The organism is Agaribacterium haliotis, assembly GCF_002312815.1.
In the GTDB taxonomy this organism is placed as follows: domain Bacteria; phylum Pseudomonadota; class Gammaproteobacteria; order Pseudomonadales; family Cellvibrionaceae; genus Agaribacterium; species Agaribacterium haliotis.
Genome location: NZ_NKQJ01000005.1, coordinates 34,784 through 51,909, shown reverse-complemented (window position 1 = coordinate 51,909; position 17,126 = coordinate 34,784). Strand labels below are relative to the sequence as shown.

14 protein-coding genes and 3 tRNA genes are annotated in these 17,126 nt (G+C 52.7%); 7 read left to right on the top strand and 10 right to left on the bottom strand.

Translation table 11 applies throughout. From position 1 onward, the window contains the following. Nucleotides 1-31 precede the first annotated feature (31 nt). Entirely contained in the window at nt 32-3,073 is a 3,042-nt protein-coding gene (locus CFK45_RS07345) for a ComEC/Rec2 family competence protein (RefSeq protein WP_158224630.1), read from the bottom strand. Between the two features lie 216 nt (nt 3,074-3,289). Here CFK45_RS07345 and CFK45_RS07340 point away from each other — a divergent pair, with 216 nt between their 5' ends. Further along, nucleotides 3,290-3,814 carry a DUF2062 domain-containing protein gene (locus tag CFK45_RS07340; RefSeq protein WP_096085796.1) on the top strand — a complete coding sequence of 175 codons (525 nt, stop codon included), beginning with the start codon at nt 3,290-3,292 and terminating at the stop codon, nt 3,812-3,814. Between the two features lie 175 nt (nt 3,815-3,989). On the opposite strand, the gene CFK45_RS07335 is transcribed toward CFK45_RS07340, so the two are convergent. Genes CFK45_RS07335 through CFK45_RS07325 form a run of 3 tightly spaced genes read right to left on the bottom strand, consistent with a single transcriptional unit; the run spans nt 3,990 to nt 7,148 of the window. Then, a complete protein-coding gene (locus CFK45_RS07335) occupies nt 3,990-5,219 on the bottom strand; it encodes a lipoprotein-releasing ABC transporter permease subunit (RefSeq protein WP_096085795.1) in 1,230 nt (409 codons plus the stop codon). Further along, nucleotides 5,219-5,905 carry a lipoprotein-releasing ABC transporter ATP-binding protein LolD gene (gene lolD, locus CFK45_RS07330; protein ID WP_096085794.1) on the bottom strand — a complete coding sequence of 229 codons (687 nt, stop codon included), beginning with the start codon at nt 5,903-5,905 and terminating at the stop codon, nt 5,219-5,221. Before lolD ends, CFK45_RS07335 begins: the two co-directional genes overlap by 1 nt. A gap of 1 nt (nt 5,906) precedes the next feature. Next, nucleotides 5,907-7,148 (bottom strand): lipoprotein-releasing ABC transporter permease subunit, encoded by a 1,242-nt coding sequence (locus CFK45_RS07325; protein ID WP_096085793.1) that lies wholly within the window; start codon nt 7,146-7,148, stop codon nt 5,907-5,909. Between the two features lie 264 nt (nt 7,149-7,412). On the opposite strand from CFK45_RS07325, the gene CFK45_RS07320 reads away from it, so the two are divergent. After that, a complete protein-coding gene (locus CFK45_RS07320) occupies nt 7,413-7,976 on the top strand; it encodes a PilZ domain-containing protein (RefSeq protein WP_096085792.1) in 564 nt (187 codons plus the stop codon). Nucleotides 7,977-7,987: 11 nt separating this feature from the next. Further along, nucleotides 7,988-8,281 carry a hypothetical protein gene (locus CFK45_RS07315; protein ID WP_096085791.1) on the top strand — a complete coding sequence of 98 codons (294 nt, stop codon included), beginning with the start codon at nt 7,988-7,990 and terminating at the stop codon, nt 8,279-8,281. Nucleotides 8,282-8,662: 381 nt separating this feature from the next. Here CFK45_RS07315 and CFK45_RS07310 read toward each other — a convergent pair. From CFK45_RS07310 to CFK45_RS07300, 3 genes are all read right to left on the bottom strand, one after another. After that, a tRNA-His gene (locus CFK45_RS07310) sits at nt 8,663-8,738 on the bottom strand. 87 nt (nt 8,739-8,825) lie between these two features. Beyond that, a tRNA-Arg gene (locus tag CFK45_RS07305) sits at nt 8,826-8,902 on the bottom strand. A 19-nt stretch (nt 8,903-8,921) separates the two neighbouring features. Beyond that, nucleotides 8,922-8,998 (bottom strand) — tRNA-Pro (locus CFK45_RS07300). A 256-nt stretch (nt 8,999-9,254) separates the two neighbouring features. Here CFK45_RS07300 and folD point away from each other — a divergent pair. From folD to CFK45_RS07285, 3 genes are all read left to right on the top strand, one after another. Continuing rightward, complete coding sequence (gene folD, locus CFK45_RS07295; protein ID WP_096085790.1) at nt 9,255-10,097, top strand: bifunctional methylenetetrahydrofolate dehydrogenase/methenyltetrahydrofolate cyclohydrolase FolD; 843 nt, start codon at nt 9,255-9,257, stop codon at nt 10,095-10,097. Between the two features lie 118 nt (nt 10,098-10,215). Further along, complete coding sequence (locus CFK45_RS07290) at nt 10,216-10,974, top strand: pseudouridine synthase (protein ID WP_096085789.1); 759 nt, start codon at nt 10,216-10,218, stop codon at nt 10,972-10,974. 105 nt (nt 10,975-11,079) lie between these two features. Beyond that, nucleotides 11,080-12,210 (top strand): class I SAM-dependent methyltransferase, encoded by a 1,131-nt coding sequence (locus CFK45_RS07285; RefSeq protein WP_096085788.1) that lies wholly within the window; start codon nt 11,080-11,082, stop codon nt 12,208-12,210. 121 nt (nt 12,211-12,331) lie between these two features. Here CFK45_RS07285 and CFK45_RS07280 read toward each other — a convergent pair whose 3' ends face one another. The 3 genes from CFK45_RS07280 to CFK45_RS07270 form a co-directional block, all read right to left on the bottom strand. Next, nucleotides 12,332-13,885, bottom strand: a complete 1,554-nt coding sequence (locus CFK45_RS07280; RefSeq protein WP_158224629.1) for an alpha/beta fold hydrolase — start codon at nt 13,883-13,885, stop codon at nt 12,332-12,334. 169 nt (nt 13,886-14,054) lie between these two features. Beyond that, nucleotides 14,055-14,738: a pseudouridine synthase gene (locus CFK45_RS07275; RefSeq protein ID WP_096085786.1), complete on the bottom strand. Its 684-nt coding sequence runs from the start codon at nt 14,736-14,738 to the stop codon at nt 14,055-14,057. Further along, nucleotides 14,738-15,592, bottom strand: coding sequence for a DUF748 domain-containing protein (locus CFK45_RS07270; RefSeq protein WP_096085785.1), 855 nt, complete (start codon nt 15,590-15,592; stop codon nt 14,738-14,740). Before CFK45_RS07270 ends, CFK45_RS07275 begins: the two co-directional genes overlap by 1 nt. Before the next feature lie 43 nt (nt 15,593-15,635). Between CFK45_RS07270 and CFK45_RS07265 the strand changes: the two genes are divergently transcribed. Beyond that, a complete protein-coding gene (locus CFK45_RS07265) occupies nt 15,636-17,117 on the top strand; it encodes an FMN-binding glutamate synthase family protein (protein ID WP_096085784.1) in 1,482 nt (493 codons plus the stop codon). The last annotated feature ends 9 nt before the right edge of the window (nt 17,118-17,126 follow it).

Genomic DNA, 17,126 nt, shown 5'->3' with positions numbered 1-17,126 from the left:
GCAAAGGCCGCCTATGATACAGAAAAACGCTCTACAAACAGTATCCTTCATCGCGATACCAAAGCCGTTTTTGAGCACAGCGTTCCGCTCTGATCACAAATTCGTCGCCCTGCAACTGAAACAACAGCGCCCCGTGCCAAGCCGTGTTCCAAAGCTTAGCGCCAACGGCATCGGCGCGCCGCACTATCGCGGCATGTGGATGACCGTAACGATTGTTGTAACCGGCGCTGACCACCATGTGCTTAGGGCGCAGCGCCTCAACAAAAGCCGCCGAACTCGAGGTTAGGCTGCCGTGATGGCCTAGCAGCAAAATATCTACCGTTTCTGGCAGCAGCTTTTGCTGCATTAATTCATGCTCTACCCGGCGGTCGACATCACCCATCAACAGTACGCGCCGCACCGCGCCACTGGCTGATACATATTCAAGCAGCAGTACACAGCTTTGATTGTTACTGGTAAGCGCAGGTGCAGGCGGCGCTTTGTTGAGCCCAAGCTCACTGTTCTCAGGAAGCGGCCACAGCACCGAAACTTGCCACAGGGGCTTAGTCGCAGCTAACGCAGGGGGCGCTAGTGACGCTACATGGCCAGCAACATATTGATCGCGGCTGCGCCAGTGCTGGCCCTGCTCACAGGCCTGAAACATCGGCTGATCAAGGCGCTGATTTAAGACCTTGGCCTGGCCGGAAAGCGCCTGTGCAATGCCGAGCAAGGCGACAAACTGCTCAAGGCCACCGGCGTGGTCGTTATCGGCGTGACTGATAAACAGTTTATCGAGGCTGTCTATGCCGCGCTGGCGCAACCACGGGTACAGCAGTTTGTCGGCGACAGCAAAATTTGGAGAAAAGCGCGCGCCGAGATCGTAAAGCCAGCGCTGCCGATCAAACTGCAGAAACAGCGCCAAACCCTGGCCGACGTCAAGCACCTGCAAACTCAGCTGGCGCGCCGGCAAGTGCGCAGGCCGAACGTACGGGGCCGAGCCCGCAGCTGACCGAGGCCGTCGCGCAGCGTTTAACCCTTGCTCGATACCGGTCTCAATACCTGGCGCTTGCTCATAGAGAGCCGGGCCTAAATTCGGCGACAGCGGCGGCGCCTGCACTGACGTCACGATCGGTGCCAGCCCTAACGCCGCAGCTAACAAGATAAGCAAAGGCCCAAGGCCAAAACAGCGCGGTACAAGCAGCAACAAGGCACAAAGGCCCATCAGCGGCAAATACCTGGCAGCCGCATCGGGGGGCAAATAAAACAGCAGCTCAGAGCTGCTTAGCAGCTCTAGAAATAAAAGCAGGCCCTGCAGCGCCCAGTCAGCCAGCCCAAATACAAAACCGGCCAGCTCAGCTTGCAAAGGCAGCAACACACAGCCAAGCAGACACAAGGGCAACAGCACCAGCGCCATTAGTGGCAGTAATAATAAATTGGCGAACACGGCGAGCCCACTGACCGGCAACAGCATCAATAACAGAAGTGGCGCCATTACCAAACTCAGCATGCTTTGCAGCAGAACAAGGGCAACAAACTTTTGTTTAAGCGCTGCCAAACATTGCGATAAATAACCGCAAACACCGCGCCAGCGCCAAAAGTCAGCAGCTAAGGTTCCAAACCAGCCCCCCGACCAGCCCCGAGACAGCAACGACAACAAGCCGAACTCATGTATTAACGAGCTGGCGCTCTTGGTTTTGGCGGCGACAGGCGCACGCTGAGTCGAGTGCCCCGGCACCAGCCTCATTTTTTGACCAAGCGCTAACAAAATAGCGACGGCACCAAAACTTAAAACAAAACTTTGCTGGCTAAGCAACAGCGGGTTGTGAACTAAAAAGATGGCCGCGACCAGGGCCAGAAAGTGCCAGGCGCTGCAGCGGCGCCCAACAGCTAAACAGATATAAACCAACATCAGCGCCGAAAACGCCCGCAGTGTTGGCAAAGAAAAACCCGCCATTGACGCGTAAAACGCCGCAGCTGCCGCACTGGCCAACAAACGCAAGAGCTGCCAATAACGATACGGCACGAACAAAAGTAAAGGTCGAAACAGCACTGAAAAACACAGATAGACAAAACCGGCAAGCAGCGCGATATGCAGGCCGGAAATCACCAACAGATGCACCGTGCCGCTTTCGCGAAAAAGCCGCCACTGCTCGGCACTTAGTTCGCCCTGCTCGCCTAAAATCAGCGCCGCAAACAAAGGCCAACTGGAAAAGCTCTTTAACGCTGCGCCAAGCTGTTTTTTGTAGTTTTGCACGGCTGAGTCAGGTGCAGCTTGCAGCAAGCGCGGCAACCCTGAGGCTAACGAACGCGCATCGTTTTGCACATAACCCGTGGCAACAATATCGCGCGCCAGCAACCAGGCTTGGTAGTCAAAGCTCGCTTGATTGACAAACCCCCGCGGCCGGCGCAATTTCACCATCAAACGCCAGCGCTGACCCAGCTCAAGCTGGCGCTCAGTGCGCCAACTCAAACGCAAGCGCCTTGATTCAAGCTTGGCCAAAGCCCGATTTACGGCAAACGCGCGCTCGTTACGTTCACGCACGCTAGCTTCTCTTACGCTAGCTTCTCTTGCGCCCCCCTCTCCCGGGCCCGCGTTGCTAAGGCCTGCTTCGCCCAAGATAGATTTGCCCAAGATAGCTTTGCCCAAGCTTGCCAGCTCACCTGTGCGGCCTTCTAAGCGCAGCTTGGCATCGGCGTCTAGCTCAAGGCTTGCAGTGTCGATCTCAAACTGCAGGCGCCACAGGCCGGCGCCACTTTGTTGTAAGCGGCTAATACGGCCACTTATTAGCAGCGATTTTTGCTCAAGCGCGGGCTCAAGCTGGGCATCGAGCAGCGCATAAATACGCCAGTTGGCCAAGAACAGCACAGCGACTAAAGGCAGGCAAAAAGCTAAAAACCGGGTAATAAGAGCGAGCCTGCCGGAGAAAAGCACGCTGGTGAACCGAGCACTTTTTTGCAGACAAGCAAGCAGCAGCGAAGCGAGCAAGACCAAACAAAAACCATAAAAACTGTAAGGCGATGGCCAATACGGGCCGCCGAATAACAATAAAAAGCAGGCTGCAATAAAACTGCATAACACAGTGAATAGAGTCACGGGCTTCCCTGTCCATGGGCTCACTTATTTAGTTAGTTATAGCAGCGAGCATGCAGCTCTAACGCTAAAAACAGCAATAGCCGGCCCCAGCAACAGTTAAAGCAGGCTATTATTTTTGAGTCAGATCACGCCAAGTATGCGCACTGAGAGTTTGCCCTATGGCGAGTTTTAAGCTCTTTGGGCATAATACCGCGTCAATTAATTCGGCAGAGCCTTATGCCCCGCAAGTTGTTTAAAAGATGGACGCCCGACGCCAAGGATATACACGGTAATCCAGCGCTCGGTTTTCTTGGCAACCTGCTTCACGACCCCAATCTATTTCACCTAAATCGCCACAGCGTATCGATGGCGTTTTTTATTGGTTTATTTATCGCGTTTTTGCCTATACCCGGTCAAATTCCACTGGCTGCACTTGCAGCGCTGCGCCTGCGTTGCAACCTACCGCTTAGCGTATTATTAGTTTGGGTGAGCAACCCGCTGACCTTCCCGATTATTTTTTACGCTGAATATAAATTAGGCACCAGCATTTTAATGCAGCCGGACAACCAATTTGCATTTGAACTGAGCTGGGCCTGGTTTAAAACAACCTTCCCACTTATTTGGCAACCGCTGTTGCTCGGCGCCATTATCGCAAGTATCTTTTTTAGCAGCGCAGGCTATTTAGCTGTGCAGTGGTTCTGGCGCTGGCACGTTATCGACCGCTGGAAACGCCGCAAACAAGCTCGAAACAATAAACGCTGATTCACGCGTTTTGTGATTGATTATTTGTTGTTGGCGAGTTCGCTGTTGATTATTTTCTGGGTGCACGTTACTTATTTTGGCTCGCGTATTTTGCGCTGAGGGCCCAGAGTTTGCGGCGCTTATTCAGCCTGTTTTTAGCGACTAAGCTTTGCAATTTATTGCGCTATACACAGACCTATTCGTAACGCAGCACCGCAGCGGGCTGCAGGCGCGACGCGCGCCAGGCCGGGTAGATTGTCGCCGCCAACACCAACGACATTGCCACCGCAATAACCTGTAATAAATCTCCGATTTTCACTTCCACCGGCAGCTCGGTGAGCGGGTACACATCCGAGTGCAAAAACTGCACACCAAACAAACTCTGCACGGCCTGAAAAAAACTATCCAAACCAAGCACAAATAACAAACCGAGCAACACACCCAACAGCACACCGCCGAGACCAATCACCAGGCCCTGAACAATAAAAATACGCAAAATCGCCGAGGAGCTGGCGCCGAGGGTACGCAAAATGGCGATGCTGCCCTGCTTTTCAAGCACCACTAAAGTCAGGGTGGAAATCACATTAAATGCTGCCAGGGCAACAATTAAAGACATCAACAGTGCCACCATTTTTTTGCTGACCTGAATGGCGTGATATAAATTGCCGTGGCTGCGCTGCCAGTTGCTTTGATACCAAGTGGGCCCGAGCTGATTCGCCACCCGAGTCGCCATCCAGGGCGCATCGTCGAGTTCGGCAAACTGCAGCCTAAGGCCGTCGACGCGGCCGCGAAGCTCAGCCGAACGCAGATCATCCAGCGCATCCATCGCACTGAGCGCCAGCGCTTGATCGAGCTCAGAGCCGGTATCCAGAGTTGCCGCAAGCTGCAAGTAGGCAACCTTAGGTGCCGCGCGCACACTTTTGCCCGGCACAATCAGCATCAGCTCGTCGCCGATGTTCAGATGTAATTTAGCCGCCAGCGCCTTGCCGAGTACCACCTGGTTTTTACCGGGCTCTAGCGCCGCCAGCGCTTCGGCGGAAGCAAAATCCGCAAGCCGGCTGATTTTTTTCTCGCGCTCAAGCTGCACACCGTAAATCATCGCCGCCTCAGTATTGCCGCGAAAATTCAGCAGCGCCTGCAAGCGCACAAACGGCGCGGCGTGTTGCACACCATCAATGGCTTCAACCTCGTCGGCATAGGCTTGCCAGTTGTCGATGCCACCGACCTGAAACACACTCGCCTGCGGCATCAGGCCGAGGATACGCTCTCTGAGCTCACGCTCAAAACCGTTCATCACCGACAGCACCAACACCAGCAGGCTGACACCGAGCACCAGCCCCGCCATCGATATACTCGATAAAAAAGACAACATGCCGCTGGCGCGCGAGGCGCGAGTGTAACGCCAGCCTATCGCTACCGGCCACATCAAGGGCGACGCTCCTGCAACGAGCCGTCTTCGAGCACAAGGCAGCGATCCAAACGCGCTGCTAAGTGCTCGTCGTGGGTGACAATAACAAAGGCCGTGGCTAACTCGGCACTGAGCTCATTGATCAGCTGGTGAATATTTTCGGCATTTTTTTTATCGAGATTACCGGTTGGCTCGTCGAGCAAAACACAGTCGGGTTGCATTGCCAGGGCCCGGGCGATCGCCGCGCGCTGGCGCTCACCGCCGCTTAACTGCGAAGGTTTGTGCGTCAGCCGCTGGCCGAGGCCAACGCGCTCTAACAACTCGCTTGCCCTGCTTTCTTGCTCGGTTGCTTTTTTTCCGGCGATACGAAGCGGCATCGCAACGTTTTCAAGTGCGCTAAATTCCGGCAATAGGTGGTGAAACTGATAGACAAAACCGAGGCGGCGATTGCGAATCAAACCGCGTTTATTGTCGCTTAACTCGGAAAAGCGTTCGCCGGCAATGCGCACCGAGCCCGAGCACGGCCGATCGAGACCACCGAGCACGTTTAACAGCGTCGACTTGCCGCTGCCCGAAGCGCCGACTATCGCCAGCCGCTCGGAGGCTCTGAGCTGCAAATTCACACCGCTAAGCACCTGCAAACGCTGGCCAGCTTCGCTGTAAGATTTATGGATATCCAGGCATTCAAGAACAAATTCAGACATATTAACTATCGTAACGTATGGCTTCGGCCGGCTCCGTTAACGAGGCCCTCCAGGCGGGAAACAGCGTCGCAAGCACAACACACAGCGACGAGAAAATAAGTATCCACACGGTGTCGCTCAGGCGCCACTGCGACGGCAAGCTGCTGACAAAATACACACTGGGATCAAAGACATTCAGGCCGAGCAGCGACTCAAGTGCGGTCATAATTTCGGGTAAAAATATCGCCACCGGCACGCCGGCAAGCAAACCCAAAGCAATGCCGAGAAAGCCGCTGGCCGAACCTTGGGTAATAAAAATTTTAACAACTTCGGTGCGGGTCAAACCCATTGTACGCAACACGGCGATATCCGAGCGCTTGTCATTTACCATCATGATCAGGCTGGTAATAATATTAAACGCCGCAACAGCGATGATGATGCCGAGCAAAAGCCCGGTCACCGTTTTTTCGAGTTTGACCGCCTGAAACAAACTGCCCTGGGTCTGGCTCCAATCCGTGACTTGATACGCCTCACCGAGCGCCTTTGCCAGCTCAGGCGCCATTGCCGGCGCCTGATAGAGATCGGGGTAACGAAGGCGCAGGCCCTGCACCGCATCGCCATAACTAAACAAGGCCTGGGCGTCGCCGAGGTGAATGAGCGCCAGGTGTTGATCGACCGCGGCGCCGGCTTCAAAAAAGCCGACAACGGTAAATTCGCGGCTGCGCGGAAACACGCCGGCAAAGGTCATCGACAGCTTGGGCAAGGTGATTTTTACCTTGTCGCCAGGCTGCACACTGAGCGCATAACCGAGCAGGCGCCCAAGCACAATGCCAAACTCTCCGGCTTTGAGCTCACTGATTTGTCCGCGCACAAAATACTGCGCAATCGGGCTGACCCGGCTTTCGGCATCGGGGTCTATACCCTCAAGTTCGATACCTTTAATTAGGCGCGGCCCACTGATCAGGACCTTGGCCGAGATAACCGGCGAGGCCGCAACAATTTCCGGCCGCGCTTCAAGCTCGGCCTTAAGCTCAGGCCAGTTTGACAACGGCTCGCGAGCATCGACCTGGGCGTGAGGCAAAGCGCGCAACAAGCGCTGCTTGAGTTCGTGATCAAAACCGTTCATCACCGAGAGCACAACAATCAGTGCAAAAACCCCAAGCGCCATGCCTCCGGTGGCAAAAAAGCTGACAAACGACATAAAGCCGGAGGAGCGTTTGCTGCGGGTGTAGCGCAGTCCAATAAAGGCGGCGGCAGAGAGCATAGAAACTAAGACAGGTTAAGATAGGTGAAGTCAGCTGGATTTTTCTCAACGAGGCCGAAGTCTACCCTAAAGCACAGGCTTTCGCTTGCCAATATGCGTATCTTGGTCATAGTTAAAGAAAGCACTTAACGGCGGCCAAGCCCACCACGCAACTAGTACCCAGCTCAAGTTAGCATCTGGCTAAAATGAGCGCCGAGCTAAAACTAACAACAAGCCAACCTAAGCCCGGGCCCAGCGCACTAAAAAATCGGGGAAATACGGATAATGACAGACCGGCGAGACTCCTTTCGCATCGACGAAGACGTGCACTTTGAGTTCAAACTTGTCGCCAGCACCGCGATCAAAGAGCAAGCGGCCGAGCAGCTTTTTGAGGGCGAAGACGATGCTCTGCAATTGGTGCACAAACTCAGTCAGCTCGATAAAAAAGCCAGCCAAAGCCTTAAATTGATTGCCGAAAAAAATCGCTTGCTCGGCGATTTCTTAAACAACCTCAATCAGAAAGTCGATCTGATTGGCCGCCAGCTGCTGTTAAATTCCGAGCAGAGCCTAAAGAGCCGAGCCAAAACCCGAGTCAGCCTCAGCGAAGACGGCATCGGCTTTATTTGCGAGCGCTCGTTATATAAAGACAGCTTTATTGCATTAAAATTGATCTTCCTGCCGCACTACGCAATGGCCTGCAGCTATGCTCAAATCGTGCGCTGTGTGCAAAAAGAAGATAAATATCAGGTTGCAGCGAAGTTCCATCAAATTTACGATAAAGACCGGCAAACCATTGCGCGCCAAGTTCTAAAATCACAAGTACAGGCTAGAAAGCCAGCTAAACCCTAGTCGAGGTCCCTATGAAATTGATTTCCACCCTTCTCCTCAGCCTAAGCTTTTCCGCTGCCGTTCTCGCCGATGAAATACGCGTGCCTGTAGGCACTCAAAACGATGCCGTCACCGACAAACCCGAACACTCAATGAGCAAAGCCGCGGTTGAAGAAAAATACGGCGCGCCCGAAAGCCGCCACGGCCCCAATGGCCAGCCGCCGATCTACTTTTGGGAATACCCGAAATTTACTGTGTATTTTGAAGGCGACCGCGTGATTCACTCGGTATCAAAATACAAAAGCAAAAGCGCAATGAAAAAATAAAAGATAAAGCCACAGCCCTGCCTGGCTATTCGCCTTAGCAGGGCCTTTTTGTTTTTAGATAGTTTTAATATCAACAGTTACCTGCCCCGCCGCCTGAAAAAGCATCGCGCGTTCGTGTTTATTTAGTTTTTCACTTATTTATGCGCTGTGCTTTTAATGCAAAGCTGAAAATAATCCACGCCTGAAAAACGTAAAGCATAAAAAGCTAAAAGCGAGACACACCGACATAGGCACACCGCTTTACCCACAAAAAAAGCTTAAAAAAACAGACACTAAAAACACTGCGGAAAAACGAGCCGGTCAAAAGCTGACTTAAAACGTGCAACAGCCTATGGCAACAGTTAGCTAGTGTTTACGGGAATCAACAAGATAAATAGAAGATGGGGTGGCTGAGGGGACTTGAACCCCCGACGACTGGAATCACAATCCAGGGCTCTACCAACTGAGCTACAGCCACCATAGAGCGTCTTACTGCCTGAGTGTAGCAGGCGAAGAACAAAGTTTGCTTACCCTTAAAACCCTTAGGTTCGCTTGGCTGTGCAAATGGCACGCCCGACAGGATTCGAACCTGTGACCGACGGCTTAGAAGGCCGTTGCTCTATCCAGCTGAGCTACGGGCGCTCGACTGAGGGGTAAGTAATGGTCGGAGTGGAGGGATTCGAACCCCCGACACCCTGCTCCCAAAGCAGGTGCGCTACCAGGCTGCGCTACACTCCGACAGATAGAAAGCCGAGGCCCCCTAAACAAGAGACGCGCATCTTACTCGCGAGTTTTTCATTCGTCAACGCCCAAATCTATGTTTTTTCTCAGTTTTTTGTGGCGCCTTTTTATACAGCCCAGGCAGCGTTCAATAATCAAACAAAGTCCAGCCCGACTCAGCCTACTCTGACCGCGGCTATATACAGAGCAGTTTGTTTCAAGCGGAAGCTGTGGGAAAATGCGCTCAAATTTTCTGACCCTTAAGGTAGTTCCTATGACGGCATTGATTCTCGACGGTAAGGCGCTGGCCCAAAAAACCGAACAAGAGCTGAGTCAACGCGTTGCGGCGCTTGCGGCCAAAAGCGGCAAAACGCCCATTCTCGCCACCATCCTTGTCGGCGACGACCCGGCCTCGGCCACTTACGTAAAGATGAAAGGCAATGCCTGCAAACGCATAGGTATGGACAGCATTCAAGTTGAGCTGCCCTCTTCTACGACAACCGCTGAGCTGCTGGACAAAATTGAGCAGCTTAACAACAACGACGCCGTGCACGGCATCCTGTTGCAGCACCCCGTACCCGAGCAAATTGACGAGCGCGCCTGCTTTGATGCCATCGACGCGCGCAAAGACGTCGACGGCGTGACCTGCTTGGGTTTTGGTCGCATGGCCATGGGTGAAAAAGCTTACGGCTGCGCCACGCCGGCCGGCATCATGCGCCTGCTGAAGGCCTACGATATCCCGCTCGAAGGCAAACACGCTGTCGTGGTCGGCCGCAGCCCTATTCTCGGCAAACCCATGGCAATGATGCTGTTAAACGCCAACGCGACCGTCACCATCTGCCACAGCCGCACCCAAGACCTTGAAAGCCATATCCGCCAAGCTGACATCCTAGTTGGCGCCGTCGGCCGCCCCGAATTTATTAAAGCCGAGTGGGTAAAAGAAGGCGCCGTTGTGGTTGATGCCGGTTATCACCCGGGTGGTGTTGGCGATATTGAGCTTGGTCCACTGGCCGAAAAAGCCTCGGCGCTGACCCCGGTTCCCGGCGGCGTTGGACCGATGACCATCAATACGCTTATTTACCAAAGTGTTGAAAGTGGTGAAGATTTTCTTGCTTAAGTTTTGCCTGCGCCTAAACGCGGCCAAAGCCCAATGGCCACTAAAAAGCAGCAAAAACGCCTAAGCAATACCATAAGCAACACCTAATCAGTACCAGCTAAACAGCTAAGAGCCATCCATGCGCCTGGATAAATACATCGCTGAAGCTTCGGGTTTGAGCCGCAGCGACGTTAAAAAACAGCTTAAGTCTGGGCGCATTCGGCTCAACGGCCTTGTTTGTAACGATGCCAAACAGCAGGTTGAAAACAACATCGACTGTATCGAGCTTGACTCGACGCCGCTGGCGCTGCAAGGCGAGCAATACCTAATGCTTTACAAACCGCCGGGGTATGTCAGCGCCCGGCGCGACAGTCAGCAGCCCTGCGTATTTGACCTGCTGACAGACAGCAACTTTTACTGCGCAGACAAAGCAGTAGCGCCAAACGCCAACCAAACTCAGCTGCCGCACTTTGTACCCCATAAAAAACTGGCCATCGTCGGGCGTCTCGATGTCGACACCAGCGGTTTATTATTGCTAAGCAGTGACGGCCAGTGGAATCACCGAATTTGCTCGCCCAAGCAGCAGTGTTTTAAGCTCTACCAAGTGGAACTTGCAAGGCCGCTGCCGGCCGATGCCCAAACTCAACTTAACCAAGGGCTGATGCTTCGCGGTGAAGACAAAGCGACCTTGCCGGCCCAGCTGATAGAGCTCGACAGGCTCACGGTGCAGCTAAAAATACAAGAAGGTCGCTACCATCAGGTGAAACGCATGATGGCCGCGCTAGGCAGCCACGTAACACAACTAACTCGGCTTAGCATAGGCGAACTTGAACTTGATCCGCAGCTAAAAGCCGGGCAGTTTCGCCAGCTAAGCGCCGATGAAATTGCATTGTTTTAATATTTTCCGTTTCAAAGCTCAGCTTTATAGCATAAAAGCCCGAGCGCCCGAGCTTGACCCGGGTTAAACATTTAAAAAAGCACAAGCAAATACACACAAAGACCTATGGACGCAGCCAACCGTTTACTGCAGCAAGAACTTAGCACGGCCATCAACGAAAAAAAGCAGCAGCCGGCGCTGCTCATTTGCGATGAGGCTTTTAACTGCGCTGTGGTCGCGGCGCTGCCACTGACCGAGCTCACACTGCTGAGCGCACGCAAAGATATTGCCGATGAGCTACTAAAGCTCGGCGCCAACACGGTATTTAGCGACTATCACCTAGAAGCAAGCGCGGGCTCATTTCAACTCTGCGCACTGCGTGTTGGCAAAGAAAAACTCTGTGTGCACCGAGCGCTGAACCTCTGCTTAGGGCATTTAAGGCCAGGCGGCGAGCTGTTGCTCATTGGCCGCAAAGACGACGGCATCAAAGCCTATGTTGATAAATGCAAAAAGCAGCTGGGCATGACAGGCAAGATAAAAAAGCACGGCGAGTTGTACTGCGCAACACTTGAGCCCGGCCCAGATACGCTTGCGAGTTCGACAGAGCAGCGCAAACACACGCACGAACACCAGCACCAGCACCACAAACACGCTCAGCTCGACGATGGCCCCTACGAGACATTTCGCGCCGTCGCCGAATTAGAGCTCGGCGGCAAGCGCTACCAAATCGAAAGCAAACCCGGCGTCTTTGGCTGGAAAAAACTCGATGCCGGTAGCTTATTTTTAATCGATCAGCTCGATATTGCCGGCCTAAGCCAGCTCGCCCAAAATGGCGCATCCGCGCTTGATCTTGGCTGCGGCTCTGGCCTATTAAGTTTTGCTGCCGATGCCCTGGGCTTTAAAAACATTGTGGCCAGCGACAACAATGCGGCCGCTATTTCAGCCTGCCAACACAACTTTCAATTAAACAAGATAAACGCGACATGCATTGCCGATGACGCCGGCAAAAACTTAAATCAACAATTTGATTTTATTATCTGTAACCCGCCGTTTCACAAAGGCAAGGCCCACAGCCAGGAACTAAGCGCAAGTTTTGCTAGAGCCATCGCCGATCGCCTCAAACAAAAAGGTCAGGCCTGGTTGGTATGCAACGCCTTTGTTGGCATAGAGAAACAATTCAAGCAGCTCAATATGAGCTCGAGCACCGTTGCCAACAATAAGAGTTTTAAAGTACTTAAAGTAACTCACAACACTTAAAGTTTGATGCGCTAACTTGAGTTTGACTAGGGCTGGCTTATCGAGTGAATTGCAAAACTGCAGTGAACATAGATTGTGAGCACAGATCGTAAACACAGATCACAAACATCGACCGCGCGCACTAATTGCGAGGCTGCCCTGCTTGATCAAAAGCCAGCAACTGCCAAAACGCCTCGCTTGCTTGTTTACACTTAAAGCGAAGTGTTTCGCCGCTGACAAAACGATCTAACACAGGGCCGGCACAAGGCCACGACGCAAACGACGCATGGCCCTGGTGCTGAAACTCCAGCAACCACTCGGCATTCAAATCACCCAGACTTTCGTGCGCCCACGCTGATGGTGTGACCGGGTCCCAGCGCCCACCGCTTATCAGAATGCGCTTATTTTTCAGCAGTGTAGTCAACTGGTCTCTATCAACGATATTTTGCTGTACGGCAAACACATCGTCGCCACAGATATCGACCTGCCACCACCACTGCCAGTCAAACGGCCCGACATCGACTTGAGCGGCAAGTTTGTCGTAGTCATTTTTAGCTACTGGCGCTGCATCCTGGCAGTTGGCGGTGATGGCCAGCAAACTGTTAAAGTCCCGATCGAAAGCGCTGTTAATCACTGTTTCCAACATACGCTGTAGCGCCTTTTGATATTTAGCCGGCTGCTGTAAAAAACGATACCAGAGCTTGGCCTGCTGTGGCGCGTAGAGCAACTGAAAGTGCAGCTGATACAGGCGCTCGGGCGTCAAGACTATCGTAAGTGGCTCGCCGCTTGGCCACAGTTGCACACGGAATGTTTGTGTCTGTTGCTTAAGCTGGGCCTCATAGTTTTGGTATTGCGTTAAATAATCATAGTTCTCGCCCATTAATTCTTTGGCCAGGCGCTGATGCAAACGATAAGAGCGCTGTACGCTGTTTAGTTGCTCAAACAAGCCACCTTTGGACAAGGGGTAGACACCGTCGAGCACCAGACTTTTTACTTTTTTATTTTCACCTGCAAGCATCGCCACGCGCGTACCGTAAGATACGCCCCACAAGTGCACACTGTCATAGGCCATCGCATTGACAAGCCCCTGTAAACTCTCGGCAAAGTCGAGGGCGTTAAACGCATGCAGGCCGCGCTCAAGGCCCTGCTTTTTTAAGCGTTGGTCGTAGTCGTAAAGGCAGGTTTTTAACAGAGCATCGAGCTGTTCAACTTCGTTTTTTAAACTGATATTTTGAGATGTTAAGGCCAGCGCGGTATTTTCATAAGCCGAGCAGCGCCAATACGCAGACGAGCCTTTTACGCCAGGGGCATCGTAAATAAGCAAATCAAAACCGGGCTTGTGTTCGGCATACCAATCCAGCCAATACTGCGCCCAATTTTCAGCGGTCAACGCACCGAGACCGGGGCCACCGGCGACGTAAATCAGCAAGTGTTCGGCCGGCACCAGCGATGAAGAAATACGCAGCGCGCGACTGCGCTGCTCAAGGTGTGCATCTTGCCAATAAAAACACTGCAGGTTTAAACCGTTGTCGTTCAGTAAATCCCAGCAGCGGCTCGGGCTTAATGTCGCTTTATTTGGCTGCAGTTTTGTTTGTTGCACCGGCCCTTGTTGCTCGGCCGTTTTTTTAAGTTCAGAGGCGCTATCTGAACGCTGCGGTGCCCGCTCACACGCACCAAGCGCTAGCGCAACAGCCAATACAAGCCCAGTGCGAATAAATAAGCCAGAAATGTTTATCTTGTTAAAGGCGCTAAATTGGTTAGGGGCTTTTATTCCGCTCAAGGCTTTTAATCGGCTAAGGGCTTTTCTTCCGCTAAGGGCTTTTAACCCGCTAAGGGCTTTTAATCGGCTAAAGGCTTTTAACTGGCTAAAGGCTTTTAAGTAAAACATCTTTATTGTTGTGCTCAAGTGCCTCAGCACAGTGAAAAAACTCGCCGCTTGCAGGCCAGCGATAGTAGGCGTAATGCTGGCCAAACAGGGTAAAAGCTAAGTAGGCCGAGTGTAAATGTAGGCGACTGGCCGGCTCGCTACCGTAGCGCTGATCGCCAACAATAGGTGCAGCCAGCGCTTTCATGGCAACACGCAGCTGGTGGGTTTTGCCCGTGCTCGGTTTTAACCAGCAAAGACGGCGCCGCTCGCCCAACGCAAAACTAACAAAGCGTGTTATGGCCGGGTTTTCGTGCGAGCTGCACAACTTCCAGCTGCCCGAGCGACTCGGCTTCATATCGCCTTTTATCAGACCGGACTTCTTTTTAATTTTTTGCCCGGGTTTGGCCCGAACAACCGCAAGGTAGCGCTTGTCAACCGCGCGCTGTTGGAAGGCCTGACTCAGCGCTGCATTCGCCTCGGCGTGTTTGGCCACCAGCAATAAACCGCTGGTGGCTTTGTCGAGGCGGTGCACCGGGTGGGCCTGAGTCAGACCAAAGCCCCCTTTAAACTGACTGATCAAACCGGCGTGATCAGCGTCATCGTTGACAGCAACGTCAACCGGCTTATCCAACAGCCAGAAGTGTTCTGTCTCATCGACAACAAGTGAGGCCAGTTCAAGCATTAAAACAGTTTTTTCAGTTTATCTTTTGCCTGGTCTTCCATATCTTTTTGTTTGTCCTTAGCCTGGGCCTCGAGTTCGGCTTGTTTGGCATCGGCATCGGCCTGCAGCTCATCTTGTTTATCTTTAAGCTGCTTCTTGGCGTCGTCGATCTGCTCGCCGTACTGATCTTCAAGGTGTTCGCGCGCCATTTGTTCAGCGGCGTCTTTAACACTTTTCTTTGCCTGTTCAAGCAGCGGTTTAATAATCGCTTCGGTCACCTGCTTAGGCGTTAGGCCGTGGCTGGCACTGCCAATATTGTTTTGCACAATATCCGGCATCTTCAGGGTTTTAGAGCCCCATTTCTCAGTAACAAACTTCAGTGAGTTATTGGTAAAGCGCAGTTTATTAATCGCCAGCAAAGGCTCTTCACTTGTGCTGCTGTCTGCCGAAGTTTCACTGTCAGCGCTGTCGGATTTAGGCAATTTGTCTAGCAGAGTCTGAATATTGGTGCTTTTGCCTTTTTGTTCGGCAACCACATTAACGCCATCGATCACAATTTCATCGAGCACTATCACCTTGCCTTCAAGGGTTGCAGGGTCCATGGCAACGGTAATGTCATCGAAGCCGGCGAGATTCTTTTCACTAAAGCCCGGGTAGTTTTTGATCGAAAACTGGCCAAGCGTCGCTCGGGCGTCCATCAATTTAATATCGACATGGTTTAAACTGACCGGCGTTTGCAGTACTGCCGAACCTTCTTTTTCGACAATCTCTTTAACAATTTCATTGAGATTGGAGAACACATACCAAAGCGCTACAGCAATAACAAGCACAAGTATGGCGAGTAAAGACAGTATAATTTTCCCAAACTTCTTCATAGTAGATCCTCTAACAATTTTTATACGTGGCCGCTAAACAGTAATGAACGAGCACCTAATCTTTAACCTACTCGGTATCCTCGCCCTTCTTTTCAGCTCCGTCATCCTGGTGCTGCTAGTTTACATCGTAATTTTATACCTGCTAGATGTTTCACAAAGTAGACACACAATACGACGAAATTACCCGGTCATCGGCCGATTTCGCTATCTTTTTGAGCACCTCGGTACATTTTTTCGCCAGTATTTTTTTGCCCTGGACAGAGAAGAGCTGCCGTTTAACCGCGCGCTGCGCAATTGGGTCTACCGCGCGGCCAAAAAAAACAAGTTGAGCAACGCCTTTGGCTCAAGCAACGACTTGAGCAAAGCCAATATGCCCATCTTTCTCAATGCGCCCTATCCCGTGCTTGAGGACGATGTCGAAACGAGCCAGCCTGCACTGATCGGCCCGCTGTGCCAACAGCCCTACCAGCCGCAGTCGTATTTTAATATCAGCGGTATGAGCTATGGCGCGCTGAGTAAAGTTGCCGTCAGCGCGCTGGCCCAGGGCGCTGCCAAAGCCGGCTGCTGGATGAACACCGGTGAAGGCGGCCTGAGCCCCTATCACCGCGCCGGTTGCGACCTGGTCTTCCAAATTGGTACGGCGCGCTACGGTGTTCGCGATCAACACGGCAATATCGATCAAGAAAAAATCAAAACGCTGGCGGCGATGGACAACATTAAAATGTTCGAAATTAAACTCAGCCAGGGTGCCAAGCCCGGCAAGGGCGGCATCCTGCCGGCCGACAAAGTCAGCAAAGAAATTGCAGACATTCGCGGCATCAAAGAAGGCCAGGCCTCAATCAGCCCCAATCGCCAACCGGGCATTGATAACGACGAGGCGCTTATCGATTTTATCCAACAGATAAAACAGCTGACAGGTAAACCCGTGGGTATCAAATTTGTGCTCGGCGACGTCAGCTGGATAGATAGCTTTTGTCAAAAAGTCGCTGCGCTTGAGAATAACAAGCGGCCCGACTTTTTCACCGTCGATGGCGCCGAAGGTGGCTCGGGCGCCGCGCCCCAACCGCTGATGGACTTTGTTGGCCTGCCCCTTCGCTACAGCTTACCGGCGGTAAAAGAAGCGCTCGATAAACACGGCCTTAGCGGCCGCATCTGTTTAATCGCCTCTGGCAAACTGATTAACCCCGCGGCCGTGGCCATGGCCCTCGCCGCCGGCGCAGACTTTTGTGTCAGCGCCCGCGGTTTTATGTTTGCGATCGGCTGTATCCAGGCCATGCAGTGCCACAACAATCGCTGCCCGACCGGTATCACCACTCACAATGCCAAAATGCAGCGCGGCCTTGACCCGGAACTAAAATCAAACCGCGTTGCCAACTATCATGCTAACCTCGTTGACAGCGTTGAGCTGATCGCCCACAGTTGCGGGCGCAGCAATGCGCTGGATTTAAACAGCGCCAATGTCAGCCTGATCAATACCAGTGATAACTTCAGCAACAGCTCCGTACTTGCCCATGTTTCGAATTAATTTAGCCTT